Source organism: Wolbachia endosymbiont of Cantharis cryptica (assembly GCF_964277405.1).
Taxonomy (GTDB): domain Bacteria; phylum Pseudomonadota; class Alphaproteobacteria; order Rickettsiales; family Anaplasmataceae; genus Wolbachia.
In genome coordinates, this window is the sequence record NZ_OZ195521.1 from 1,128,528 (window position 1) to 1,153,065 (window position 24,538).

General features: G+C 34.4%; 21 protein-coding genes and 6 pseudogenes. 16 read left to right on the forward strand and 11 right to left on the reverse strand.

Annotated elements, in window-relative coordinates:
* Nucleotide 1: 1 nt before the first annotated feature.
* From ACICP6_RS05555 to recF, 3 genes are all read left to right on the forward strand, one after another.
* On the forward strand, nucleotides 2-1,429 hold the full coding sequence (locus ACICP6_RS05555) for a sensor histidine kinase (RefSeq protein ID WP_395462937.1): 1,428 nt from the start codon (nucleotides 2-4) through the stop codon (nucleotides 1,427-1,429).
* Between the two features lie 65 nt (nucleotides 1,430-1,494).
* Complete coding sequence (bcp, locus tag ACICP6_RS05560; protein WP_395462938.1) at nucleotides 1,495-1,962, forward strand: thioredoxin-dependent thiol peroxidase; 468 nt, start codon at nucleotides 1,495-1,497, stop codon at nucleotides 1,960-1,962.
* Between the two features lie 22 nt (nucleotides 1,963-1,984).
* Nucleotides 1,985-3,064, forward strand: a complete 1,080-nt coding sequence (recF, locus tag ACICP6_RS05565; RefSeq protein ID WP_395462939.1) for a DNA replication/repair protein RecF — start codon at nucleotides 1,985-1,987, stop codon at nucleotides 3,062-3,064.
* A 517-nt stretch (nucleotides 3,065-3,581) separates the two neighbouring features.
* Here recF and ACICP6_RS05570 read toward each other — a convergent pair.
* Both ACICP6_RS05570 and ltrA read right to left on the reverse strand, forming a co-directional pair.
* Complete coding sequence (locus tag ACICP6_RS05570; protein ID WP_395462940.1) at nucleotides 3,582-4,106, reverse strand: group II intron maturase-specific domain-containing protein; 525 nt, start codon at nucleotides 4,104-4,106, stop codon at nucleotides 3,582-3,584.
* Nucleotides 4,107-4,225: 119 nt separating this feature from the next.
* Entirely contained in the window at nucleotides 4,226-5,470 is a 1,245-nt protein-coding gene (gene ltrA / locus ACICP6_RS05575; RefSeq protein ID WP_395462941.1) for a group II intron reverse transcriptase/maturase, read from the reverse strand.
* Nucleotides 5,471-5,654: 184 nt separating this feature from the next.
* Between ltrA and ACICP6_RS05580 the strand changes: the two are divergent.
* Nucleotides 5,655-6,026: pseudogene (locus ACICP6_RS05580) on the forward strand (transposase family protein); the annotation flags it as partial.
* A gap of 45 nt (nucleotides 6,027-6,071) precedes the next feature.
* On the opposite strand, the gene ACICP6_RS05585 reads toward ACICP6_RS05580, so the two are convergent.
* Together ACICP6_RS05585 and ACICP6_RS05590 are read right to left on the reverse strand one after the other, a co-directional pair.
* Nucleotides 6,072-6,950, reverse strand: a complete 879-nt coding sequence (locus ACICP6_RS05585; protein WP_395463625.1) for an IS3 family transposase — start codon at nucleotides 6,948-6,950, stop codon at nucleotides 6,072-6,074.
* Nucleotides 6,951-6,964: 14 nt separating this feature from the next.
* Nucleotides 6,965-7,228: a transposase gene (locus ACICP6_RS05590; protein ID WP_395462617.1), complete on the reverse strand. Its 264-nt coding sequence runs from the start codon at nucleotides 7,226-7,228 to the stop codon at nucleotides 6,965-6,967.
* Between the two features lie 270 nt (nucleotides 7,229-7,498).
* Between ACICP6_RS05590 and ACICP6_RS05595 the strand changes: the two genes are divergently transcribed.
* From ACICP6_RS05595 to ACICP6_RS05615, 5 genes and pseudogenes are all read left to right on the forward strand, one after another.
* Entirely contained in the window at nucleotides 7,499-9,424 is a 1,926-nt protein-coding gene (locus tag ACICP6_RS05595) for an AAA family ATPase (RefSeq protein WP_395462942.1), read from the forward strand.
* A 159-nt stretch (nucleotides 9,425-9,583) separates the two neighbouring features.
* Nucleotides 9,584-11,167: pseudogene (locus ACICP6_RS05600) on the forward strand (hypothetical protein).
* Between the two features lie 1,176 nt (nucleotides 11,168-12,343).
* Nucleotides 12,344-12,700: pseudogene (locus tag ACICP6_RS05605) on the forward strand (IS630 family transposase); the annotation flags it as partial.
* 54 nt (nucleotides 12,701-12,754) lie between these two features.
* A pseudogene (locus ACICP6_RS05610) lies at nucleotides 12,755-13,550 on the forward strand (IS5 family transposase).
* Nucleotides 13,547-13,926, forward strand: a pseudogene (locus ACICP6_RS05615) (winged helix-turn-helix domain-containing protein); the annotation flags it as partial. The pseudogenes ACICP6_RS05610 and ACICP6_RS05615, both read left to right, overlap by 4 nt.
* Nucleotides 13,927-13,964: 38 nt before the next feature.
* Here the strand turns inward: ACICP6_RS05615 and ACICP6_RS05620 are convergent.
* A protein-coding gene (locus ACICP6_RS05620) for an IS5 family transposase (protein WP_395462622.1) occupies nucleotides 13,965-14,791 on the reverse strand; the annotation gives its coding sequence in 2 pieces (ribosomal slippage) (nucleotides 13,965-14,404 and nucleotides 14,404-14,791; 828 coding nt in all).
* A 61-nt stretch (nucleotides 14,792-14,852) separates the two neighbouring features.
* On the opposite strand from ACICP6_RS05620, the gene ACICP6_RS05625 reads away from it, so the two are divergent.
* Nucleotides 14,853-15,257 (forward strand): ankyrin repeat domain-containing protein, encoded by a 405-nt coding sequence (locus ACICP6_RS05625; protein ID WP_395462943.1) that lies wholly within the window; start codon nucleotides 14,853-14,855, stop codon nucleotides 15,255-15,257.
* A 10-nt stretch (nucleotides 15,258-15,267) separates the two neighbouring features.
* Here the strand turns inward: ACICP6_RS05625 and ACICP6_RS05630 are convergent, their stop codons facing one another.
* Both ACICP6_RS05630 and rsmH read right to left on the reverse strand, forming a co-directional pair.
* Nucleotides 15,268-15,573 (reverse strand): hypothetical protein, encoded by a 306-nt coding sequence (locus ACICP6_RS05630; RefSeq protein ID WP_395462944.1) that lies wholly within the window; start codon nucleotides 15,571-15,573, stop codon nucleotides 15,268-15,270.
* Nucleotides 15,570-16,553 carry a 16S rRNA (cytosine(1402)-N(4))-methyltransferase RsmH gene (gene rsmH, locus ACICP6_RS05635; RefSeq protein ID WP_395462945.1) on the reverse strand — a complete coding sequence of 328 codons (984 nt, stop codon included), beginning with the start codon at nucleotides 16,551-16,553 and terminating at the stop codon, nucleotides 15,570-15,572. Before rsmH ends, ACICP6_RS05630 begins: the two co-directional genes overlap by 4 nt.
* Before the next feature lie 238 nt (nucleotides 16,554-16,791).
* On the opposite strand from rsmH, the gene ACICP6_RS05640 reads away from it, so the two are divergent.
* Nucleotides 16,792-16,983 (forward strand): hypothetical protein, encoded by a 192-nt coding sequence (locus ACICP6_RS05640; RefSeq protein ID WP_395462946.1) that lies wholly within the window; start codon nucleotides 16,792-16,794, stop codon nucleotides 16,981-16,983.
* Here ACICP6_RS05640 and map read toward each other — a convergent pair.
* The 4 genes and pseudogenes from map to ACICP6_RS05660 form a co-directional block, all read right to left on the reverse strand.
* Nucleotides 16,980-17,762, reverse strand: a complete 783-nt coding sequence (gene map, locus ACICP6_RS05645; protein ID WP_395462947.1) for a type I methionyl aminopeptidase — start codon at nucleotides 17,760-17,762, stop codon at nucleotides 16,980-16,982. The two genes, ACICP6_RS05640 and map, sit on opposite strands and share 4 nt — an antisense overlap.
* Before the next feature lie 194 nt (nucleotides 17,763-17,956).
* Nucleotides 17,957-18,523: pseudogene (locus ACICP6_RS05650) on the reverse strand (IS481 family transposase); the annotation flags it as partial.
* A 544-nt stretch (nucleotides 18,524-19,067) separates the two neighbouring features.
* A complete protein-coding gene (gene dapF / locus ACICP6_RS05655) occupies nucleotides 19,068-19,856 on the reverse strand; it encodes a diaminopimelate epimerase (protein WP_395463678.1) in 789 nt (262 codons plus the stop codon).
* The gene (locus ACICP6_RS05660) at nucleotides 19,837-20,364 is read right to left on the reverse strand and encodes a nitroreductase family protein (RefSeq protein WP_395462948.1); all 528 of its coding nucleotides are present in this window, start codon (nucleotides 20,362-20,364) and stop codon (nucleotides 19,837-19,839) included. The genes dapF and ACICP6_RS05660 overlap by 20 nt, the downstream gene beginning before the upstream one ends.
* A gap of 145 nt (nucleotides 20,365-20,509) precedes the next feature.
* Between ACICP6_RS05660 and ACICP6_RS05665 the strand changes: the two genes are divergently transcribed.
* The 5 genes from ACICP6_RS05665 (at nucleotide 20,510) to ACICP6_RS05685 (ending at nucleotide 24,538) form a co-directional block, all read left to right on the forward strand.
* Nucleotides 20,510-21,037 carry a biotin transporter BioY gene (locus tag ACICP6_RS05665; protein WP_395462949.1) on the forward strand — a complete coding sequence of 176 codons (528 nt, stop codon included), beginning with the start codon at nucleotides 20,510-20,512 and terminating at the stop codon, nucleotides 21,035-21,037.
* Entirely contained in the window at nucleotides 21,034-21,444 is a 411-nt protein-coding gene (locus ACICP6_RS05670; protein ID WP_395462950.1) for a DUF1284 domain-containing protein, read from the forward strand. The genes ACICP6_RS05665 and ACICP6_RS05670 overlap by 4 nt, the downstream gene beginning before the upstream one ends.
* A 216-nt stretch (nucleotides 21,445-21,660) precedes the next feature.
* A protein-coding gene (locus tag ACICP6_RS05675; protein ID WP_395462624.1) for an IS5 family transposase occupies nucleotides 21,661-22,450 on the forward strand; the annotation gives its coding sequence in 2 pieces (ribosomal slippage) (nucleotides 21,661-21,921 and nucleotides 21,923-22,450; 789 coding nt in all).
* 207 nt (nucleotides 22,451-22,657) lie between these two features.
* The gene (gene recO, locus ACICP6_RS05680) at nucleotides 22,658-23,392 is read left to right on the forward strand and encodes a DNA repair protein RecO (protein ID WP_395462951.1); all 735 of its coding nucleotides are present in this window, start codon (nucleotides 22,658-22,660) and stop codon (nucleotides 23,390-23,392) included.
* Nucleotides 23,393-24,274: 882 nt separating this feature from the next.
* On the forward strand, nucleotides 24,275-24,538 hold the full coding sequence (locus tag ACICP6_RS05685; RefSeq protein WP_395462617.1) for a transposase: 264 nt from the start codon (nucleotides 24,275-24,277) through the stop codon (nucleotides 24,536-24,538).

The window sequence follows — 24,538 nt, forward strand, 5'->3', positions numbered from 1 at the left end:
TATGTATAAACTAGGTAAATTGATACTTTCCACACTAAAGCAAAATAAATACACAAAAGTTATCGCATTATTTTCATCAATTTTTGTGATTCTATTTAGCGTGATATATTGTAATTACTCACTAAGGAATAATTTCTTTTTTTCTTACCATGATTCAAGTATAGGCTTGAAAAGTGTACTGGAAAATAGTATAATAAAAAAATACCATTATTTACTAATAGAAAAGCATCATATTAAATACAAGAACTTTGATTATATAAACCAACTGGTAAAACTACGTGCTGAGTTATTACAATCAGTTAGCGAAGTGAAGGATCTGAGCTTAATACTATATGATCAAAATAGCAGAATAATATTCAGTAACTTTAACACTCAAGATCATGATTATGAACAGTTACTTACAAATGATGAAATTGATAAACTGCTAAATAACCAAGAGATATTTTATACTGTAGGAAACACACTAATTTCTATTTTCCCTATATTCCATGAAAATAGCACTAAACCGTCATTTTTTTTGAAGATTATTAAAAACCATAATAACTCTTATGTTATGGTATATAGTCTGTTTTTAACGTTTGTAGGCTTATTATTAGTAATTTTAATATTAATCATGTTCTACTTACACTTTTCCAATACCCAAATGCTAGCCAAGCAGCATAAAACTAATATTGAATTACAGCAGATGAAAGAAGCATTGGAGCAAGAAAATGCAAATAAGCTAAAGTTTTTTGCAAGCGTTACACATGAGCTGCGTACACCTCTTAATGCTATTATTGGATTTGCAGAGTTGATCAAAAATGAGACTTTAGGTTCGATGGATAACTCTCAATACAAGGAGTATGCAGACGACATATATAATGCAGGAACACACTTACTTGCTTTAATTAATGATGTATTGGATTTTTCGAAAGCTGAATCAAGTAGTTTAACAGTAGAAAAAGTAAAGTTCAACCTGAACAAAATAATAGATTCGTGCTTAAATATGCTATTACCTAAATTAAAAGAAACCGGAATTAGTTTAAGAAAGGAGATACCTAATAAACAATTATTAGTTATCGCAGATCCCAAGAGGATGAAACAAGTTATAATAAATTTATTATCAAATTCAATCAAATTTACTCCCAAAGATGGTTTAATAAGAATGGTGATTAAAGAAAATATAGAAAAGAACTTGTTAACTATTGAGTTTCATGACAATGGAATAGGAATAATGCAGCAAGACATATACAAAGTTATGTCTGTTTTTGGCCAAGCAGACTCGGGATATAGAAACGAAGGTACGGGCATTGGATTACCACTTAGTAAGAAATTAGTAGAGTTAATGGGTGGGACTTTCGACATTAAAAGTGAAGAGAAACTTGGTACTACGATAACGTTAAACTTCTTTTATGAAGAACAAACATGTGAAGATTTGATTGATTTTTAACTAGAGTTCTTGAAAGCTCTGACTATAATATACTACTATAGTAAGTGTTATTAATGGAGTGAGTTATGGAATTAGCAGTAGGAAACAATTCACCTGATTTTAGCTTACCAACAGATTCTGGTGAAAATTTATCATTGAGTAATTTTTTTGATAAAAAAAATGTAGTGCTTTATTTTTATCCTAAAGACGATACTCCAGGTTGTACAATGGAGGCAAAAGGCTTTAGAGACAAAATAAATGACTTTTCTTCCCTTGATACAGTGATAATTGGTGTGTCAAGAGATAGTATTAAGTGCCATGCTAACTTCAAAGCAAAATATTCTCTACCATTTTATTTAGTGTCTGATGAGAATGCTGAAATATTGGAAAAATATGGTACTTGGGTAGAAAAAAGCATGTTTGGCAAAAAATATATGGGTATAGAACGCACTACTTTTTTAATAGATAAAAAAGGTAAAATAGTGAAGATCTGGAAAAACGTAAAAGTTAGTGGACATGTTGATGAGGTTCTAGAAGAAGTAAAAAGAATATAAAAAAGAAAAATTATTTAGGTTAATGGCTACCCATTGCTACATAAAAAGGTTGAAATTACATAATTTTCGTAACCATTCAAACTTTGAACTGGACTCAGATGATAGCTCGATTGTGATAACTGGCAAAAATGGTATTGGTAAAACTAATATACTTGAAGCAATCTCACTGCTTGCCAAAAGCAATGGGATGAAAAAAGCAAAAGCCAGTGAGATGCAAAATAAATTCAGTAATGAAGATTGGGCAGTGCACTATGATTTTTTTAATGGAGAGGATTTTAACTCAATTGGTATCGCAAAGAATTCTAATAAGAAACTAATACAAATTGATGGAAAAACGCAATCGAGTTATTCATCTCTATATAGAATATCCAATGTAATATGGTTGATTCCACAAATGGACTATATTCTTCTTAATTCTCCAAGTGACAGGTTAAAATTTTTAGACCGTATAGTTTCATTATTTGAGGAAAATTACACTTACTGCTACATGAGGTATAGGAAAGCTAAACACGAGCGAAGTAAACTGTTAAGGGAGAACATTTTGGACGAAAATTGGCTCTCTAGTCTTGAAAATATAATGGCTGTTAATGCAGTTAATATTTTGCATATGCGATTATCTGTTTTGAAAATATTACAAGACACAATTGATAACCATTCCGCTGAGTTTTTTCCGAAGGCAAGTTTCAGGTTCAACAGCCAGCTAACTTTGAACGATACTGCAGAATATTGCCAGAATCGTCTAAAGGGAAATAGAGAAAAAGACTCATTAACTGGTAGAGTAACTTTTGGTGTGCATAACGATAATTTTCAGGTTTTTTGCCAAAAAAGAGACGTACCAGTGAATCTGTGCTCTACTGGAGAACAAAAGTTATTACTGCTTTCTATTATTTTATCCAGTGTAAAAGCAAGGTGTATTCATCATAATAAGGCACCACTTCTTCTGCTTGATGATATAACGTCTCATCTGGATAAGCATTACAGAAAGGTGTTAATAGAAGAAATGTTAAGTATTCAATGTCAAGTCTGGGTAACTGATGTGGATAGAAATAATTTTGATAACTATATTGATTATTTCAAATTTATTGAGTTAATTGAATTATAGGTGAATAGACATACTGTAATTGCGATTAGACTTCTTGCATAACAAACTTTCGGCAACGCGTTGGAAGAAACGACTTGACAAACTCCGCCAATCCTCTTATCATGGAACTGAAGCTATTTATTTATCTTCGCAATCTGTGTAGCAGTTGTGTTAAAAGTCAATAAAAAAAATGAAAAATATCGAAAAATTTTCAATTTAGTGGATTTGTAAAAAATTAATATATTATAATCCTTAATTTAAATATTCTTAATCTAGTGTAGCTGTGGATAAGTACTTATAGTTTGTGTAAGCGTACTTATCCACAGCTACTGCTACGAGTTAGCTTAGATAGAAACTGACTGAGAGTTATACTCCTCAGTAAAAACCCTATCATCTCTGACCAAAGAGTTAGCAAGAATAAGCAGTTTTCTCATAGCAGCAGTGGAAGCAATTTTAAGAGAGTAGACCGGTAGAACTTCCTTACCAGTCCCTCACAGAACTGTGCATGAACCTCTCGACTCACACAGCTCCCATTATTTCAGTCTCTTAATCCCAATCCAGGTGTCCAGTGATAGAATATATTCGGGCTCCTTTCTTTCACTTTCGCTAAAAAGTTTCTTGCTAGTTGTGCACTACCTTGAAGCTTTCTATATTTCTTCCTGACCCATTTTACCAGGTGTAGCTCTACGTTTCTGAGTAGTTTATATACCTTAGATACATAAAACCTGCCATAATACTGACACCAGCCTCTGACTATTGGGTTTACCTTCTTCAATATTTCCTCCAAAGTTGTTGATGTTTGCCTGTGTATTCTCCATGACCTTATAACTTGACAGATCTTTTTCTTGGCTTTGTTACTAATTGCAGGTAGAAATGAGACAAAATAGGTTCCTATTCTGTTGTTTTTCGCTAGCCTAGGTCTAAATGTGTAACCTAGGAAGTCGAAGCTTTCTATTGGAGCTTTACCTTGTCTACTATCATCCTTGCAGTACACTATCTGTGTTTTGTTTGGATGCAGCTCCAACCTACATTGTGCCAATCTTTTCTCGATTGCTTTTCTCATAAGTTCCGCTTGCTTCTTAGTTTTGCTATGCACTATAAGGAGAGTAGACCGGCGGAACCTCCCCACCAGTCTCTCGCAGAACTGTACGGAAACCTCTCGGTTTATACAGCTCCCATTATTTAGCCTTTTGATCCTAACCCAAGTGTCCAATGATAGAAAATATTTGGAGACCTCTTTCTCACTTTTCCTAGAAATTGCTTTGCTAACCTTCCATGATCCCGAAGTTTCTTATATTTGGTCCTGACCCATCTTACGAGGTATCTTTCTATATTTCTGAGAGATGTATACATCTCCGATTTATAAAACCTGCCATAGTACTGAAACCAGCCTCTGACTATTGGATCTATTTTCTTCGATATTTCCTCTAATGTTGTCCACGTAATCCGATGTATTCTCCATGACTTTATGGTTTTCTTGATCTTCTTCTTGGCTTTGTTGCAAATTGCTGGTAGAAATGAGACGAAATAATTCCTCATCTTATTCTTTGCTATTCTAGGTCTAAAAGTATAGCCCAGAAAATCAAAGCTCTGTGTATGAAATTCTTCTCTCCTATCATCATCCTTACTGTACACAATCTGTGTCTTTTCAGGATGTAACTTCAATTTACACTTAGCCAATCTTTCTTCGATCATTACTTTCATAAATTCTGCCTGCTTACGAGTTTTACAGTGTACTATCGCATCATCTACGTACCTCTCAAATGGTATTGTGGGGTAGTTTTTCTTCATCCACATATCAAATGCATGATGCATAAATATGTTAGAAATGATTGGGCTTACAGAACCTCCTTGCGGAACTCCCTTATTCCTCACTTCCATAGTGCCATCTGCTAGCTGAATAGGGGATTTTATCCACCTTTCAACATACAGTATGATCCATTTGCAGTCTGTATGCTTCTTGATAGCTTGCAATGTCAATTCGTGGTCCAAATTGTCGAAAAATCCAGATATATCAAGATCTATCGTCCAATCGTACCTCCAGCATCTTTTGCGTGCTGTATCTACCGCATCCAGTGCTGATTTATTTGGTCTATAACCATATGAATCCTCGTGGAATTTTGGCTCTACTAGCGGCTCAAGATACATAGAAGCAGCCGTTTGCCCTATCCTGTCGAATACTGAAGGAACACATAAAGTTCTTTGTCCTCCTGTATCTTTCGGTATTGCAACAGCTTTTACTGGCTCTGGAAAATAACTTCCGGATGACATCCGATTCCATAATTTGTATAGATTATCCTTTAGATTTTCTTCAAACTTTGTTATCGAGACCTCATCTACACCTGCTGCACCTTTATTTTTCGATACTTGTTTATAAGCTCTCCAAATAAGTTGCTTCGGTATATCAAAAGACTTTGTTTTATTCATTAACTCCTCCCTTTCGGTTGATAAATAATTAAAACTAAATAACTTAACCCCTTCACTCCATTTCCATTACAGAAACTTCTTCGCTACTACGAGCTAATCCGCCCCTATTTTTCGCATCGGTACTAGACTTCTTTCAAAATTGGCAAACAAGGGAAAAGAAGTATAAAATCAGATATTTTAAGGTATGAGATATAAAGAAATAGAAAAGTTGGAAGGAAAGAAATTTAGGCGCTTAACAGGGGAAAAAAAGGGAACATTTAAGCGAATGGTGGAAATTTTGGATGAGGAGGATAAAAGAAAAAAAGCTAGAAGTGGAAGAAAAAGCAAACTTTGCGTAGAAGATAGGTTGCTTATGGCATTAGAATATATGAGGGAATATCGAACGTATTTCCACATTGGTCAAAGTTATGGCATGAGTGAAAGTAACTGTTTCAAAATAATAAGATGGGTAGAAGACACGCTAATAAAACATCCAGATTTTTCATTACCGGGAAAAAAAGAGCTATTAAAGGGTAATGTAGAATATGAAGTTTTGGTAATAGATGGAACTGAAACACTGACCTTACCCAGAAAAAGTAGAGAGGAAGTTAAGCCATTTTTATTATGAAAATGATGAATCAAATTTCTCAGGAATGCAATAATTAATAGTAGAATGTCTACGCTGTTTGTTATAAAAAATTTCTATGTACTCAAATATAGCAGTTCTAGTTTGCTGAGCAGAGTGTTGCGAAGTATCAATAAGAAGCTCCCGTTTGAGTGAGCTGAAAAAGCTTTCAACAACAGAGTTGTCATAACAACAGCCTGTGTGACTCATGCTGGAAATGATGTTTTTTGTGTTCAGCAAAAACTGATAATTTTTAGAGGTATATTGTGAACCTTGATCACTATGAAATAGCAGATCTTTGGCTGGTTTGCGCTTATCAACAGCCATCAATAAAGCATCTATAACTAATCGCTTAGTTATTGTACTACTCATTGACCAGCCAACTACCATACGTGAATATAGATCAATTATTGCTGCCAAATATAGCCATCCATCCTTAGTTTTTATGTATGTAATATCAGTTACCCATACTTTATTTGGCTGACTAGTAGTAAAGTTTTGGTCCAATATATTGGGAGTTATAACCCTATTGTCAGTCTGCTGTTTTTTGCTTTTGAATCTTCGCCTCAGTCTAGCTTGAATACCATTTTTTTGCATGATATCCTGCACTGTTTTGATGTTGCAATTTTTACCTAAAGCCTTTAGTTCAGCATGAATCTTAGGTGCCCCATATCTACAATTAGATGCTTGGTATATTTTTTGAATGTCTGCTAGAAGCTGCTCCCTTGTTAATTCTTTGCTGCTTTTCTTCTTACTAGTCCATTTGTAGTAGCCGCTAGCAGATACTTTCAAAATCCTGCATAACTCCTGTACTTTATAGTAGTTTCCATGCTTTTTGATAAATAAATATTTTACTCTTTGTGACTTGCAAAATATCCCAGGGCTTTTTTTTAAATGTCTCTTTCTCTAGTAACTCTTGTTAGTTCTTTCTTTAATTCAAACTTTTCTTTATCACATGGTGCCAACTTTCCCTTACCAGGAAATGCTTCTTCTATTGATCCTTTTTCGTTATATTTTTTTATCCAGTCACTTAGTGTACTGTTATCTATTCCTAAATCTTTAGCTATTTTGCTTGCTGACTGCCCCGTTTCCTTTACCAACTTTATTGCCTCTAATTTAAATTCCACTGTGTAATTTTTTCTGTTCTTTACCATAATAAGCCCTCATAATCATGTTTTATTTTACTTCAAAAATGGCTTAACTTCCTCTCTACTTTTTCTGGGTAAGGTCAGTTCAATGAGTATGAAGTACTTAAAGATGCTGGTAAAATTGGTGCTGAAGTTGCTAAGACTCTTGCCGAACAAGAACTCGAAAAGTACAGAGTTATACAGGACGAATTACATGAATCTGATTTTGATGAATTGATTAAAGCAAGTAAAGAAAGTGAGAAAATAACTGTCTAACATAAAAAATGGGCTACCGCAATGACATCCACTTTTTGCCTTGATTTCAGAGGGGTTCACTACCCTTTAGAGAGCCCTATATCTCTACTTTTTAAAATAGCCAGCGTCATTATCGATCTTTGGGCAGTTGTACATGGGAAAAATGTCAGAACAGAGTTTCCTGAGGTAATGGCTTCGATAAGTGAATGGCTTGGAAAAAAACACACTAATTACAAAGAGCAGAAAAGCATCAAATATCTAGAACAATTTTTGACTTGTAGTTGGAACTACTACGATGAAAACAATCAAGTTATTGTCATAGTTTACCGTTATGATCCTCCTGCAGGAAAAGAATATCGTCCCTTTGATGTTAAAACGTTGAATTATGCTGCACCAGAAATAAGGCCTCTGTACAATATTCCAGGCATTCTGAAGTCCGATAAAGTTATTCTGGTTGAAGGAGAAAAATGTGCAGAAGCGCTGATAGAACAAGGTATTACTGCAACAACAGCTATGTCAGGAGCAAACACACCAATTGATAAAACAGATTGGACTCCACTTAAAGGTAAGCATATTATCATTTGGCCAGATAATGATGAAGCAGGTAAGAAATACGCTAAAAATGCTGAAAAAAAGCTTTTAGAGATCGGAGTTGCATCACTTGTTACTCTCAAAATTCCACAAGATAAACCTGAGAAATGGGATGCTGCTGATTGTATTGAAGAAGGCATAAATACTCCAGAGTTCATTGAAAAAAATTTAAAGAGAGCAGAAAAACAGTCACTTAATATTCTAGACTGGAATATGAGTCGTTATTTAGGTCAAGCACCAATAAAAAGATTTCTTGTTGATGGTTTATTTCCCTTGGGTGTTACTTCAATAGTAGCTGCTATGGGGGATACAGGCAAAGGTATGCTTCTGCTTGACTTAGCACTTAAGGTTGCAAGTGATACAGATCAGATATGTGGTTTTGGTCCTCTTGTTACAGAGCATGGATCAGTGGTAATTTTTTTAGCAGAAGATGATGCAGGTGAGATACACCGTCGCTTAGAACGTCTTGATCCTAAATGTGAAAGATTAAAATATAAAGATAGGTTATTTATTGTGCCACTACCAAATGTAAGAGGGTCACTTACAATACTGAGAAATGTTCGTGGTAAAATTGTTGAGGTTTCACCTGAATTTGAGCTTATAATAAAACAACTTGATAAAATCAAGGATTTGAAATTAATTGTATTTGATCCTCTTGCTTCGTTCATTCATGCAGATATAAATGCTGATCCAGCCGTAGGAGATTACCTAATGTGTTTATTATCTGACCTTGCATGTAGTACCGGAGCTTCGATAATAACTGCTCATCATATGAGAAAACCAAAAGGAGAGAAACCTATATTAACTGCTGAACAAGCAAGAGATGCAATAAGGGGTACCTCTGCTCTTGTTAATGGTGTAAGATGCTCCTATGCTTTTTGGCCGGTAGAAGGTACAGCTAAGCCAGAGATCTTTAGGTCAATAGGGGAAATTCCAAGACAGAATGCTTTATTTCATGGAGCAGTTGTTAAGGCAAACGGTCTAGCTGACCGTACTATACGTACTTATCTAAGAAACGGAGAAACAGGTCTACTGGAAAACATAACAGAACAACTGAGAGTTAATAATGCTAGTGAAAAAGATCTTAAGATATATCTTATTGATGCAATTACACGTGCTGCTGTTGCAGGGCATCCATTTACTCACACAGGAAGCACAGGAATATATAAACAACGGCATAGACTACCTGAAATTTTTCACAGTATGGGAAGGGATAAACTAGAGCGTATGATACAGGAACTTTTACAAGTAAGGCAGTTAGTGAAAGGGATGTCTACAGGTTCAAAAGAAGATAAATGGCTTGACGTTATAACAGGACCATTTGCCTGTGGTGTAGGAAAGTTTACTCATGGAGCTGAAGATCTTAGTTGTAGATAAAACTTATGGATCTCTATCTTTATTTATAAATCCCCCATACAGGTTTGAAGTACTATAAAGACGGATTCTTAAATATACTGTCGATTTTCTTAATATATTATCAAATTATTCATCATTATATGATACAACTTACAGCATATTTATAGTAGGGTGTTAATTATGAAAGAGGCAAAGAAGAGTCCAGTAGTTAGATTAAAGGCCACAGCTAAAGAGTTCAGTTTTAGTAAATTAATAGCAGATCAAGCTAATAAATTAGCACATTCTGGTGAAACAATGTTCTTAGATTTTCAAAGGATGAATTTTATTATTAACGGAAAAAAAATAGATAAAAGTCTTATTATTGCGCTTAAGGAAGGAGCTAAACGCCGCAAAAGCGAACTTTTTAATAGTGATGATATATATAATGACGAAATATTTAATAAAAAAGGCACAAGAGAAATAGATACAGATGATGGCAAAGCTTTTTTTGCTTCAATACTTAAAGATATTGAGAAAGAGCTTGTAAGTGATGCATTGGGTGAGCTGTGGAAGAATCACTGCGAAAATCCCAAAACTGCTGATCATCAAAAGACTGATTCATATAAGAAAGAATTTGAAGAATTTTACAATGCTGGCCAAAGGCATATCCATCTATTACCCACAGAGAAAGATGAAAACAAGGATTACCGTTCCTTTGCAAAAGAAGTTTTCAGGAAAATGTTTATATACGCTGGGGCAGAAGTTCCAAGTGATGCTATTTTAGAAGAGCTAGTCACCAATTGTAATCAAGCAGGGTATGAGGCTGCTCCATTTATACAAACCCAACTTGCACTTGGACAGTCGTTCATAGTAGAAAGTCCTCAAAAAGTAATAAATATTGATTGTTCTAGTCAAAATAATGTGAGAATTAGATCTGATATGAGGCTACCGATACTCTCTGTCAAAAATCAAGTTATGCATGGGGATAAGATATGTAATCTGCCCAGTTCATTAGAATTTACAATTGAATCTCACGATGGTGAAGGCTTTGTAACATACGAAGATGGTAAATTGTCATTTATTATTTCTGAAGAGTTAAAAAATTATAAAGATAATGGCAAGAGCTTGTTTGATATTATTAAAGAATATTTTGAGACATTCTGTGCAAAATTAGGATTTAACTTTGAGACAACAATACAAATAGAGCATGACTTAGGTCCGTCACTAAAAGTATTAGATGATACAATATCAACCACAGGATCGAATGCAAATGAAAAGTTTATCAATCTTTTAAGCGAAAACCTCAGAGAGAGGTTATTGGGGTCAGGAGTTGCTCTAGAAGATGTTAATGATTTTGTTACAATCAAAGTGTCTACAGTTATGGATCTATTGAGTGATTATGCTAAACTGGAAGATAATAAAGAAAACAGAGAGTTATTAATAAGTGAAGTAGCAGATAATTTAGGGCTTTCCACTCAAGATAAAACAGCATCAGAAGTATTGATGGAATTAGGATCTTTACCTTCTTTGATAAGAGGTCAGGTTAATCATAATCAAGTGCAGTTTGTTGTAAATATTTTTACCAATTTAATTATTGAAGGGAAAAGCGAAATATACGAAAAAAAAGGTGCGATTAATGCAATTGATGCAATTCATCAGAAGATAGATTAGGCAAGTGTTAAGCAAGAAGCAACCAACAAACAAGATATAAAAAATGATAAATGGACAGATAAAATAAAAAAACAGAGATTATCTGCGGAATCACATGAACATTTACTTTTTTAAAGATACTGGTATACTCTTTAAAATATTTTAGAGTTTACCCTATTTTTCTCCATTCAATCTACATCTACTATTACCCATAGATAGAGATGCGGTCATTAAAATTTCACTGCTTCAGAAGCTTAAGGTTATTAAATTAAAAATTGTCAATCAACACCACATCATATACACAGCTATTGAAATGAAAAATTCTTTCATTTCAATCAAATTTTAGAGTTAAGAATTAGGATCTCTATTACAAGTCAACTAGAAATCAAATGATTGAATTACATTCCTAATTCCTAGGTTCCTAAATTAGTAATTAGGAATCAGGAAGCTAAACTCCGCATGAAACCCAGCTTTTTGACCTACGTTCCTAAAAGCGTTCCTAACAGCTATGTGTCTAAAGTCAGCCAGTTAGGCGGATTCTACGTTCCTGAAATTATTATATATATATATATAATAGTAATAATAATAGTAATGATAATAAAATATAAAATAATAGTAAAATACAAAAATAATAAAGTACAATAACTTAAACGACTAAGAAAGAGAGAAGTCCAGAAAGGCCACTACAAAATCTTATTAAGATATTTATATTTAATGAAAACTACAATTAGTGCGTTTTTAAAGCGATTCTACGATCTTAGGGTACAATTATACTACCCTCACCCAGAGAACGCATGTAGACCCCTTAAAAACTCGAATAAAAGGCATTTCTAATGATTCCATTGGTGCAAATAAACTTATATGTGAGTTTAACGTCATTTTTGTAAAGAAAAAATTTGTATGAAGGTCTTAATTTAGAAAACTCATTTTGTCTCTCTAAAAGTAAAGCAAAAATGAATTTCCGCACTTACCCAATTTCCATCGTTTCCAGAGAATTTACCAAGTTTTAGAAATGAGAGTATATTGTGGCTAAACTATTGAAATTCAGTAACTTTTAGCTGCTTAATGCAAGAAACATTACGTTTCCATTTTTAAAAAATTTAGTCAATTTGGTAACGCTCAAACCCGCCACAGTGGCTGCTTTCCACTTTCCGAAAATGTATATATATTATATATACATATAATAAAAAGAACAATTAAATATGGATTATAAAAATACAATAACTAATACTAATTCCCGCTACACAAGTAACGTATAGACAATAATGGAAAAAAAGTCATACTGAAATAAGTGAAATAGTTGAGGTTTAAGTGGCATTAAAATCAAAATTACTGGATGAAAAAGTGAGCAAAAATAATGCTGAAGAAAGTAAGAAATAACGCATATGTTGCAAAAAAACTAAATGCTGTAATTGCAGCAAGAAAGCACAGTATGTAGCAAAGATATGTTGCATTTCAAGGAAGGCACTGACTGCATGATCTAAAGTTTGGAAGAGAAGAAAAATTCTCCTCAACGCCGTAGAAAAACTATATTGAATCAAAGTCAACGTGAACAAATTGAGATATGGATACAACTAACATTACTATTAAAGAAGTGAAAATAAGAATCCAGGAAAAATTTGATTTAGCAAGTCTACAGTACACCGTAATATGCAAAGAATAGACTTCTTTCAAAATTGATAAAAGACAAAGAATTAGTATAAAATCGTATATTTAAAATGTATGAGATATGAACAAATAGAGAAACTGGAGGGAGAGAAATTTAGGCGCTTAACAGGGATAAAGCAGATAACTTTCAATAAGATGGTGGAAATTTTAGATGAAGAAGATAGACGAAAAAAAGCAAAGAGTGGGCGTAAAAGCAAGCTTTGTATAGAAGATAGGTTACTTATGGCATTAGAATATATGAGAGAATACCGAACATATTTTCATATAAGCCAAAGTTATGGAAAGTACAACTTATAAAATAATAAGGTGGATTGAAGGTACGTTGGTAAAACATCCAGATTCTGCATTGCCAGGGCGAAAAGAGCTCTTAAAAAGTGAGATGGAGTATGAAGTTTTGGTGATTGATGCCACGGAAACACCAATCGAACGTCCAAAAAAAAGCAAAAACACTTTTATTCAGGAAAAAACACACTCTAAAAACGTAGTTAATAACGGGAAAAGAAAGTAAAAAAATTATTTGCACATCTTTTTCGAACGGTAGAAGACATGCTTTTTAAGGAGTCAAAGGTGCGGATATTAGCAGATCCTAGCCGATGCAGGTTACAGAGGGATGCAAAAAATTCATGCAAATGTTGCATTGCCGCACAGAAAAACGAAAAAGAATCCAATAACGAAAGAAAAAAAGGAAGAAAATCAGGAGCTTGCGAGCCAAAGAGTGGTGGTTGAAAATGTGATTGGTTTACTCAAAAGGTTTAAAATTATTGCAGATCGTTATTGAAATAGACGTAAACGTTTTGGTTTAAGGTTCAATTTAATTGCTGGAATTTACAATTTTGAGCTTCCTAAGTGAATTTTGAAAGAAGTCTAATGAAGTTCTCGTATATCACACCAAGACCAGTGCATAATGCGCAAGATAAAAGTAAACAAGAAGAGTTTAAAAAAAAATCTCAATGAAACTATTGCCATCTATCCTGAAAAAGAGCTATTTTTCTTCGATGAATCGCGGTTTGGCACACATTCAAAGATTGGACACGAAAAAAGGCATTAGGACACAGGTTAAAGTAAAATTAGGTAGGCAAAATTTTTATCTCTATAGTGCACTAGAAATGGAGAGAGTTCTAGCTCAAACGTCAATACTGATTGTATTCCTTGAGCAGATGTCGCAATATTTAGGAACAAGAGAGACTTTTCTTATCATGGATTGCGCTAGTTGGAAAAAATTTAAAGGTACCTAAAAATATCGACATTAGACTTCTTTCAAAATTCACGTAAGGAGCTCAAAATTGTGGATAGCAGCAATCAAATTAAATCTTAAACCAAAACGTTTTCGTCGGTTTCTATATCTATCGGAAATGATTTTAAACCTTTTTAATAAGCCAATTACGTTTTCAACAATTGCCCTTTGGCTCATAAGTGTTCTGTTCTCTTTTTTTTGTTCTTTGCTTAACGGATTCTTTTTCGTTTTCCTGTGAGGTAATACAACATTTTTATGTATTTTTTGCATTCCTCTGTAGCCGGCATCAGCTAAGATTTTAGTTTCCGGCAATATTGCTACCTTTGATTCCCTAAATATCCGAAAATCGTGTTTCCTACCTTTCGAGAAAGATGTACATATTACTTTTTTACTCTTCTTCTCTGCTACTACTTGCGTTTTTATAGTATGCCTTTTTTTCTTTCCAGAGTAGAAGCATTTTTGCTTTTTTTTGGCCTCTCTACTGGTGTTTCAGTTCCATCTATTACCAAAACTTCATATTCTACATTACCCTTTAATAGCTCTTTTTTTCCCGGTAATGAAAAATCTGGATGTTTTATTAGCGTGTCTTCTACCCATCTTATTATTTTGAAACAGTTACTTTCACTCATGCCATAACTTTGACCAATGTGGAAATACGTTCGATATTCCCTCATATATTCTAATGCCATAAGCAACCTATCTTCTACGCAAAGTTTGCTTTTTCTTCCACTTCTAGCTTTTTTTCTTTTATCCTCCTCATCCAAAATTTCCACCATTCGCTTAAATGTTCCCTTTTTTTCCCCTGTTAAGCGCCTAAATTTCTTTCCTTCCAACTTTTCTATTTCTTTATATCTCATACCTTAAAATATCTGATTTTATACTTCTTTTCCCTTGTTTGCCAATTTTGAAAGAAGTCTATTGGAAGTTAAAGCCAATATGAATATTTGTGAGCAACAGGGTTATACACCTCTACATCTTGCTGTTCAAAAGGATTATTTTTATATAGCTCAGCTGTTAATAGAAAAAGGGGCAGACCTGAGCATTAGGTGCAATGACGGCTACACTGCTATAGATATGTTTATCAGCAAGGCTCATAATGAAAAAAACATCAAAGAAAATTATAAAAAGTTTTGTAGATTTTTGTTGCTTTACCTGAAAGAGCTACATGGTAAATACAAAGCCTTTTGTATACTTTCAACCCTAGTTTTAAGCTCAACAATTTTAGGATTACCATTCATTTTTAAGCCTATAATCAAATATAGAGAAAGAAGTAAAACGTATAAAAAAACTAAGGCTATGCTGGAAAACTTACTCTACATTTAAGTAGGGCATATCAATCTGGGTTTTTAAGCTGTGCTAACACACTGCGACCATTTACGGCGTCAAGGTTTTTAACCTGGCTAGCTAATATCAAAGAGTTATTTTTCAGATATTTCTTCATAAGGCGTGCAAGCCTTTTTGGATTACTCAAATAACTCCACTCTGCTTGTAAAACTTTTATGTCACTTTGCACTAAATTAAATTCACGTTTTATTTGTATTAGCTCTTTGTTTAGTGACTGAACATGTAATTTTACCTTAAATAGCCCTACAATACTAAAAAAAAACACAACTATTGAGATGATACAGAAAATTCTCACGATAACCTCTGTATAGCTCTTAGTTTTGCTGAACGCGCACGTGGGTTTTCATTTACTTCTTCTGCGCTTGCTTTGATCACTTTTTTATTCAGAAGGGAGAATGTCTTACAATCAGTAGATCTTGGCTCACATAAATCTTTAAAAAAAGTTTTGACTATACGATCTTCCAAAGAATGAAAGGTGATAACAATTAGTTTGCCATTCTGATTTAAAGTTTCAGATGCAGCTTTAATGCCCTTTTCGAGTTCTCCCAGTTCATCGTTTACCCATATTCTGATTGCCTGAAATGTTCTGGTTGCAGGGTCAATTTTACTTTTCCCACGGAACACCACAGAACGTACAATGTTCGCAAGTTCAAAAGTAGTTCTAATAGTTTTTTTCTTTCGTGCGTTTACTATCGCTCTTGCAATTTTGCGAGAATGACGCTCGCCTCCGTAGTTATATATAGTATTTGCAATTTCTTCTTCGCGTAAAGCGTTAACAAACGTTGAAGCGTTTATATGAGAAGAGTTATCCATGCTCATGTCAAGCGGACCATCATGTAAAAATGAAAATCCTCTATCCCCGTTATCAAGCTGCATAGATGAAACTCCTATGTCAAACACAACTCCATCCACACCTTCAATAGACTTATTGCATAACAATTGATCAGTGGCTCTATTTGGTGTCATTCCAGTGTCAGCTACTTGGATAACAGGTTGTTCTATAGGAGGTTCAATACTATTATCGTTTAATATGTTTTTTATATCGCTAAATTTTTGAATAAATAACTTTATTCTACCGGGATATTTAACACTTAAATCATCATAAAATTTAATAACCGTTTCATCTCTATCAATTGCATACACTTTGCAATCAGCTGACTCCAATATTGCTTTGCTATATCCCCCAGCTCCAAATGTGGCATCCACATACATACCACCATTTTGTGGTGACAGCTGTGATAGCATCTCTTTTAACAAAACTGGAGTATGTGTCATAGCGCTCTATCGAAAGATTTCATATATGCAGATAAGAATAGCTTTTTTGCTGGAACATGGTATTTCATAGGAGTACATGGGCAATAATATGAAAATATTGAATATAGTCAATGATATAAAAATATTAAGATTTAATGAGATATTATTATTAATATAATATTCACACAATGTTCAGGTTTTCTTACCATATTAAAAAACAATACATATCGCTATAACATCAAATAAACTGTAGAAGATTATGCAGCAAATAACAAAAGTAATACTCTCGAGTTTAATTTGTAACACTTTACTGTGGTATGACCACATGCTTTTTGGCCACTTAATAAACATAATTGGCGGTGTGTTTTTTCCATCGGATGATCAATTGATCAGTAACCTTACCCAAAGTAAACCAAGTATAGTTGCAGTAAGCAGAGTTAAAAAAATCTAATTATAAGGCGGGAAGTGCCAATTCTTAGGTGATAATGTAAATATTTCAGCACCATCTTTTGTTACTCCAATCGTATGCTCAAATTGAGCAGAAAGTGAAAGATCTCGTGTTGTTACTGTCCAACCGTCAAGCCTACTGAGCAGAGTTTCATGTTTTCCAGCGTTAATCATTGGTTCTATTGTAAAAAACATACCTTCCTTTAAGACAAGATTTTCATCTTGATCATAGAAATGTACTACATTTGGCGGAGCATGAAAGACTTTTCCTATACCATGTCCGCAATAGTTACGTACGATAGAATATCCAAAATCTCCAATATATTTTTCTATAGCAAGCCCTATTTCATTTAATTTATTACCAGGCTTAACTTGTTTTATTGCTTCCATCAATGCACCATAAGTAGCGTCACACAAGCGTTTTGCTTTTATTGATGGTTTGCCAGCCCAAAACATGCGGCTTGTGTCACCATGCCAGCCATTTAAAATTACCGTGACATCGATATTTAAAATGTCTCCATCCTTAAGCGGCTTATCATCAGGAACGCCATGACACACAACAGCGTTTTTTGAGGTGCAAATCGACTTGAGGTATCCCTTGTAGTTCAGTGGTGCTGGAATTGCACCTGCTTTGATTATAAAATCATGACATAGATCATTTAACTCATTAGTTGTCACTCCTACATTTACGTGTGGTGCAATGAAATCAAGCGTCTCAGCAGCAAGTTTGCCAGCTTCGCGCATAAATTCAAAATCTTCTTGTGAGTGTATGGTTATGTTCATACTTTTTACACCTTGTTGATACATATTATACTTTATGCAAAACCAGCAGCTTTGCTTTTCATATTGTCAAAGTAAGTCCTATAGGCCCTAGTGTCAAGCATATAACTGTAAGAAATTGCAATATACTTCTTGCACAACAAACTTTTGGCAACACGTTGGAAAAACGACTTGACAAGCTTCGCCAGCCCCCTTCATCATGGTACTGATATGTATGGTCCCAGAGTGTGATGGTAAGGATTTAGTATAAATAATTCAGGAGCACTGTAAACATATAAATTCAAAAGGTGTAAGACCATTGAGAGTTTTAAGTCTTTTAGCGTAATTGTAGGCCATAACAAAGTCATAAAGATGCTCTTTGAGTTGTTGATGTGACCGGTAGTTTAACAGTAGCATTTTTTAAAGTCTTGTTCATACGTTCAACTTGCCCAAGGGTGGCTAACTTTTGTCAAACGATGTTCTATGTTATTTTCTTCACAAACTCTATCAAATATGTGTTGGAAAGCATATTTATGGCGCTTCTAATTATATACCGTTGTCTGTCAAAACTGTATGTATTTTATACGGTAAAATTCTAATCAAATTACGTAAAAACTCAGCAGCTATAGGTTTTGCAGCACTTTCATGCAACTCAACATAGGTAAATTTGATCTATTGCTACAAACAAATATAACTTTCCTTCTTCTGTTCTGACTTCTGCAATATCAATATGCTATAGGATATTGTTTGAATTTCTTTTTTGGTTTAACTTCACCATCAACATCATTTGCACAATCGTGAAGATTTCTTGCTCCCCTCATCCTCACACCTCACTATTAAATCTTTGCTATATTTATTATTCTAGTAAAAATCATAATAATCCATTAAGTTATGTTTCAGACTTATGAACTACTTACAATTAGCCATGGTGTCACTAGACCTCTTGCATAACCTAAAAAAAGGCAAAAGAAGCCCCGTGGTGCGAGTTTTGACCCTATAATACTTTAAACTGGCGCTGTAATAATGTGCTGACGCTTAATATAAGCGCGATTTGGCTGAATGTAGAAAAAATTTAAAAGACATGCAGCCGCCATAATTTTATGTAATCCGCCAAAAAATACCCTGAGTTTTTTACTGAATTTTGTCATTGAGCCTGCAGGTCAAAAACAAGTTTTGAGTCAGAAATACCCTTAATGCCATAATAAGGGCGCTGGTGGAGTTTGTCAAGCGGTTTTTGCATTCAATTTAAAATTAAAAAAGCTCAAAGGTAAAGGAGTTAATATCCTAAAAATTATAGAGTGTAGTCTCAGTGGAAACCGTAGATAGTTATCACAAAAACCCTATATCACCGGTCATAAATACGTTATCTGACCACTCGATTAATAACTTACCTCCTGGTGAATTAACTAAGGCTTGTCGAACAATCAAATATCCACGAAGTACGGATGCAATAAGTGCTGCACAAGCTGCACTACCGCATGAAGCAGTAATACCTGTACCTCTTTCCCAAACTCTTAAGCTTATTTCTCCGGATTTTTCAATTTGTGCAACGCTGACATTGGCTTTCTTGGGCAATAATGTATGATTTTCTAACTTTGGCCCTAAACTTTGCAATGGTATTTCACTTATGTTATCAACAAAAAAAACTATATGAGGATTACCAATATTTACTGCAACTGGATCTTTTAGCATTTCAAGCTCTATAGGTAAGCACAGAGTATCACATTGAGCAGACAAGGGAATTTCATTCCATTTAAGCAATGGTTTACCCATATTGACTTTTATGGATTTGTCACCCGCTTTAAAACACTCTAAAATGCGCTTATTTATTAGCTCGATAGTGGCGTATTTAGTACTTTTTTCTGACATTATTAAATATCCAACACAACGTGCTGCATTTCCGCACATTTCGACTTCGCTGCCGTCAGCATTATAAATGCGCATAAAGCAATCAGCGGCGCTAGAGTTGGTTATTACTATGACTTGATCGCAACCGTTTTTGTTAGCAATGTCTCTAGAGTTCCAGTCCAAATTATTTGTTGAGCGTGAGTCTATGATAACAAAGTTGTTACCAGTGCCGTGCATTTTGATAAAATTTTCAGAGCTTTGGCCACTCATCATAAAAAAATATTTCCTCTATTGGCTTTCTTTTCTTCTCCTTGATTTCAGTACCCTCTTCTTCGTAACCAACCGCTATTACTGACATTACATTAAAATCGTCAGGTATATTGAATCTTTCTATTATCTTATTTCTATCAAAGCCACCCATCTGATGAGCCATTAAATTCATAGATGCAGCTTGTAACATAAGTCCATAACTTGCTGCACCAACATCATAATTAGCCCAGAAATTTTCACCTTTATCAGGTTGACGGAAATTTTTAGCACTTAAAGATAAAATTAATATTTGTGCGTCTTTTGCCCACTTTTGATTAGGTTCAGTAAGACAGCTAAATAATTTTTCCCATGAACTCAGGTTACTTTTTTTATTACATATAACATACCTCCAAGGTTCATCACCAAAACATGAAGGAGATAACCTTGTAGCTTCTATTAGCACATTTATCTCCTCCTGACATACTGCTTTCTTGGAGTCATATGAACGCCCACTATGTCTTGTTTTCATTAACTCTAATAAATCTTTTTTGCTTATCATTTTTTATAATGTAAAAAGCCTTGTTGTAGCACAACAACACAATATGGGCAAGATTTATATTGCAAAACCTCTTACACATATATTAATATGTAATAAGTTATTTTACTGGAGAAGTATGTTCATAACGCAATCAAGCAGCAAATCAACATTAATTGAAATATTGTCTTGCATTTTACTTTTATTCTTGATGGCTCAAATAAGAATACCGTTGCAGCCTGTGCCTATCACATTGCAAAGTTTAGGAGTAATGCTTATTGGGCTTAAATTTAGTCGTAAAACAGCATTTTATTCTGTGCTTACATATATATCACTTGGTGCAGCAGGATTTCCCGTTCTTGCAAATTTTTCTAGTGGTTATCACATTTTGCTCGGGCCAACAGGTGGGTATTTAATTGGCTTTTTAGCTGCTGTTATAGTAATGGGTGAAGTAAATGAATTATTAAACTCTAAATACAGATCACTTGTGTGTAATTCTTTAAGTTGTCTGGCTGGTACAGTTACAATCTTTGTCTGTGGTGTTAGTTGGCTTGCTATTTACGTAGGTCTAGAACAAGCAATAATGGTTGGTGTTTTACCGTTTATCCTTCCTGGTTTAGTAAAAATTTTTCTACTTGTAGCTGTTTTACAATATTTGAAAAAATGATAAAATTTCGTCCTCATCATTTCATGTGCACTCTTGCGTTTCGAGGATATGGGTATTCTCAAGATTTTGTAGAAAGTTATAAAAAGATAGCAGATAAAGTCATTAGTGATCCCAATACTCAAATCAAAGTAGTTGGTAATCTCGATAGTATTTGCAGTGCTTGCCCAAACCAGACTAAACAAGGTGAATGCACCACACAAGCTAAAGTTTTAGAGCTAGATAGAAGGCATATGGAAATTTTAGGAATAAAAATTGGAGAGACTTTAACCTGGAGTGAGGTGGTAGAAAAGATTAGAGAGAAAATGTCTATAGAGAAATTCGATTACGCATGCCAGGGGTGCAACTGGCAGCCATATGGAATGTGCAAAAGTGCCCTTTTGAGCTGCCACCTTCACCTAATGCGTTAACGAAAACGTTTAGGTAAATTGAAGCATTTTCGGATAGTGCTAAGGAAAATTGCAGTCTGCTTGCTTCATATGTAAACTTTTTGTGTTACCTCCTGTCATTCAAGTAGCCAACTGGCATAAAAATCACTTGACAAACTCCGCCAGCCCCCTTAGAACCTGTTTAAAATCTCGAAAGGATAAGGTAAAATAGGGGTAGATTAAGAATGAGGTATATCTATGCGAAAAAGTTATCCAAGTGATATAAGTCGAGAGCAATTTGAAAAAATCAAACCAATTCTGGAGAGTAGCAGGAGGAAAACAAAACCAAGAAAACTTGATTTATATGATGTATTTTGTACAGTATTATACGTCCTAAAAAGTGGTTGCCAGTGGAGGATGTTGCCAAAAGATTTTCCAAGGTGGGAGAGCATATATTATTATTTTCAAATGTGGAATAAAAAGGATGGAGAAGAACCAAGTTTGTTGGAATTAGTCTTAAAAAAAATTAGTTGGAGAGGTCCGTATCAACAATGGTCGGAAAGAGAAAACCAGTTTCTGCATAATTGATGCTCAAAGCGTTAAAAACGCAGATACTGCTGAAAGAAAGGGTTATGATGCAGGTAAAAAGATTTCAGGTATAAAGCGTCATATCGCAGTTGATACACAGGGCTTGCCACATGCAATTCATATAACAACGGCAGAAGCAACTGATCGTAGCAGTGCTGTAAAAATGGTGGGAAATGCTAAAGAAAACCTCTCTGAAGTCAAAAATATACTCGTTGATGCTGGCTATACAGGAGAAAATTTTGCAACACAAATAAAAGTAACTATTGGTGCAGCTGTTGAGGTAATAAAACGAAGCGAATTACATACCTTTGCTGTATTGCCAAAAAGATGGGTTGTTGAGCGGTCTTTTGCTTGGTTGGAAAAATGCAGGCGATTGTGGAAAAACTGTGAGCGAAAACTCAATACTAGCCTACAAATGGTCGTTCTTTCCTTCGTTTCTCTCTTATTGCGAAGATTTTAAACAGGTTCTAATAATTTTAGCTCAACTCCTATGATTGTTGTCCAATAAAAAATTCAAATATGGTACTTGGTTGAAAGCATGATCAGTCTCATAATTTAAGTACCTCTCATAGAATTATCATTTTCTTGAGCTGAGAAACATAATTTTTTGCTGTACTAATTTTATCACCATATAATATTACACGATCAATATGACTAACTACTCTAAATGAGATGGAAAGATGAAGGCATTATTGTAGCTGCTAAAAAGTACGGTGATAAAAATCTAATCCTTTCTCTATTTACGAAAAATCATGGAAAGCGCAGGGGATTAACTAGGCTAACAAACAATAGCAATTATAAATTTCAAATAAGCAATCTATTACATGCAGAATGGAGTGCTAAGCTACCTGAAAATCTAGGATTTTTTAAGTGTGAATTAATTGAATCTCCATCTTATCATTTCTTTCAAGACAGGTTAAAAAGCATCACTATTGTTTCTTTCTCTTCTATTTTGGAAAAAGTGCTTCCAGAGAGTGAACCTTATGCCGTACTGTATGATAATTTTCGATATTTCATTGATGTAATTAAGCTCAACAACGAATCTTGGCAAGGCCATTACCTTAACTTAGAGCTTTTGCTTCTTACACAATTGGGGTTTAAGTTAGACCTATCTAAATGCGCTGTAACAGGCATTAAGGAAAATTTACAATTTATTTCTCCAAAAACTGGTAGAGCGGTGTCAAAAAAAGCAGGAGATTACTATGCGGATAAACTACTACCTTTTCCACAAATGTTGTACGATGTATATAACAATAACCTACAAAACAGCTACTCATATCAAGAATTTCAGTTAGGGCTACAAGTCACAGGATATTTCTTAAATAAGTATCTATTTTCGCAGTTGAACATGAAGTTTCCAGAATCAAGAAACCTCATGGTATCCATTCAGCAGTGTGGCTAAAAGGCACGTTACACAACTGTATAAACATAAGCCTCCAAGAAGCAAGTGGCATCCAAGCCATAAAAACGGGGCTAAAAATCACTTGACAAACTCCGCCAGCCCTCTTATCATGGAAGTGAAGCTATTGTATTTGCTTTCGCCAATCTGCAGATTAAAAGGTAAGGATTACTTAAGGTATCGGCGTCTTATGTTCAATTTTTTGCAGTACATAGGTACTGTATGTCTTTACAAAACTTCATCTACATCTAGGTTTTTACCTAAATAAGCTGAACGCGCTTATAAAGCGTTACAAGACATCAAAAAATGCCAATACTCGACAGAGATAGTAAAGGACTAGCTAACTCGGGTTTTCTTTGTCTTTTTTTCTGCTTGGTAAACTTCTTAAACACTTGCAGCGTAGGTTAGTTGCGATTAAAAGCGGCTGAATCTCGCTTGTCAGGCGTTTAAAACATAAAAAACGCCAGTACTTTAAAGCGGAAAATAATCACAGGGTTCCTTTTGCCTTTTTTCCCATTTAGCAAATTTCTTAAATATTTTCTTAAATTTTATAGCTAAACGACAACCGTCATCCCGCTGCTTGTTAGCGCCGCGGCGGTATGACGTAGGGGTTCCAGCGCGTGACTAGATGCAGCCACTTGGTTAAAATTAAGTCTTCTGGATTCCAGACTGGCATGACACCATTTGTTGTGCGAATTACCTTCAAAAATATACGCTTCAACCACATTCACTTAAATCATGGACAAAATAAACTTTTTTAAATTCATCAAGCTATAGCTAACCCAAGAAAGGTTTCCCTACGTCATACTGACCTTACCCAGAAAAAGTAGAGAGGAAGTTAAGCCATTTTTGAAGTAAAATAAAACATGATTATGAGGGCTTATTATGGTAAAGAACAGAAAAAATTACACAGTGGAATTTAAATTAGAGGCAATAAAGTTGGTAAAGGAAACGGGGCAGTCAGCAAGCAAAATAGCTAAAGATTTAGGAATAGATAACAGTACACTAAGTGACTGGATAAAAAAATATAACGAAAAAGGATCAATAGAAGAAGCATTTCCTGGTAAGGGAAAGTTGGCACCATGTGATAAAGAAAAGTTTGAATTAAAGAAAGAACTAACAAGAGTTACTAGAGAAAGAGACATTTAA

What these genes read in the sequence shown, in the direction of transcription:
- ACICP6_RS05555 (WP_395462937.1), top strand. Translation starts at nt 2, where the DNA reads ATGTATAAACTAGGTAAATTGATACTTTCCACACTAAAGCAAAATAAA.
- bcp (WP_395462938.1), top strand. Translation starts at nt 1,495, where the DNA reads ATGGAATTAGCAGTAGGAAACAATTCACCTGATTTTAGCTTACCAACA.
- recF (WP_395462939.1), top strand. Translation starts at nt 1,985, where the DNA reads ATGGCTACCCATTGCTACATAAAAAGGTTGAAATTACATAATTTTCGT.
- ACICP6_RS05570 (WP_395462940.1), bottom strand. Translation starts at nt 4,106, where the DNA reads ATGAGAAAAGCAATCGAGAAAAGATTGGCACAATGTAGGTTGGAGCTG.
- ltrA (WP_395462941.1), bottom strand. Translation starts at nt 5,470, where the DNA reads ATGAATAAAACAAAGTCTTTTGATATACCGAAGCAACTTATTTGGAGA.
- ACICP6_RS05590 (WP_395462617.1), bottom strand. Translation starts at nt 7,228, where the DNA reads ATGGTAAAGAACAGAAAAAATTACACAGTGGAATTTAAATTAGAGGCA.
- ACICP6_RS05595 (WP_395462942.1), top strand. Translation starts at nt 7,499, where the DNA reads ATGACATCCACTTTTTGCCTTGATTTCAGAGGGGTTCACTACCCTTTA.
- rsmH (WP_395462945.1), bottom strand. Translation starts at nt 16,553, where the DNA reads ATGACACATACTCCAGTTTTGTTAAAAGAGATGCTATCACAGCTGTCA.
- ACICP6_RS05640 (WP_395462946.1), top strand. Translation starts at nt 16,792, where the DNA reads ATGCAGCAAATAACAAAAGTAATACTCTCGAGTTTAATTTGTAACACT.
- map (WP_395462947.1), bottom strand. Translation starts at nt 17,762, where the DNA reads ATGAACATAACCATACACTCACAAGAAGATTTTGAATTTATGCGCGAA.
- dapF (WP_395463678.1), bottom strand. Translation starts at nt 19,856, where the DNA reads ATGAGTGGCCAAAGCTCTGAAAATTTTATCAAAATGCACGGCACTGGT.
- ACICP6_RS05660 (WP_395462948.1), bottom strand. Translation starts at nt 20,364, where the DNA reads ATGAAAACAAGACATAGTGGGCGTTCATATGACTCCAAGAAAGCAGTA.
- ACICP6_RS05665 (WP_395462949.1), top strand. Translation starts at nt 20,510, where the DNA reads ATGTTCATAACGCAATCAAGCAGCAAATCAACATTAATTGAAATATTG.
- ACICP6_RS05670 (WP_395462950.1), top strand. Translation starts at nt 21,034, where the DNA reads ATGATAAAATTTCGTCCTCATCATTTCATGTGCACTCTTGCGTTTCGA.
- recO (WP_395462951.1), top strand. Translation starts at nt 22,658, where the DNA reads ATGAGATGGAAAGATGAAGGCATTATTGTAGCTGCTAAAAAGTACGGT.
- ACICP6_RS05685 (WP_395462617.1), top strand. Translation starts at nt 24,275, where the DNA reads ATGGTAAAGAACAGAAAAAATTACACAGTGGAATTTAAATTAGAGGCA.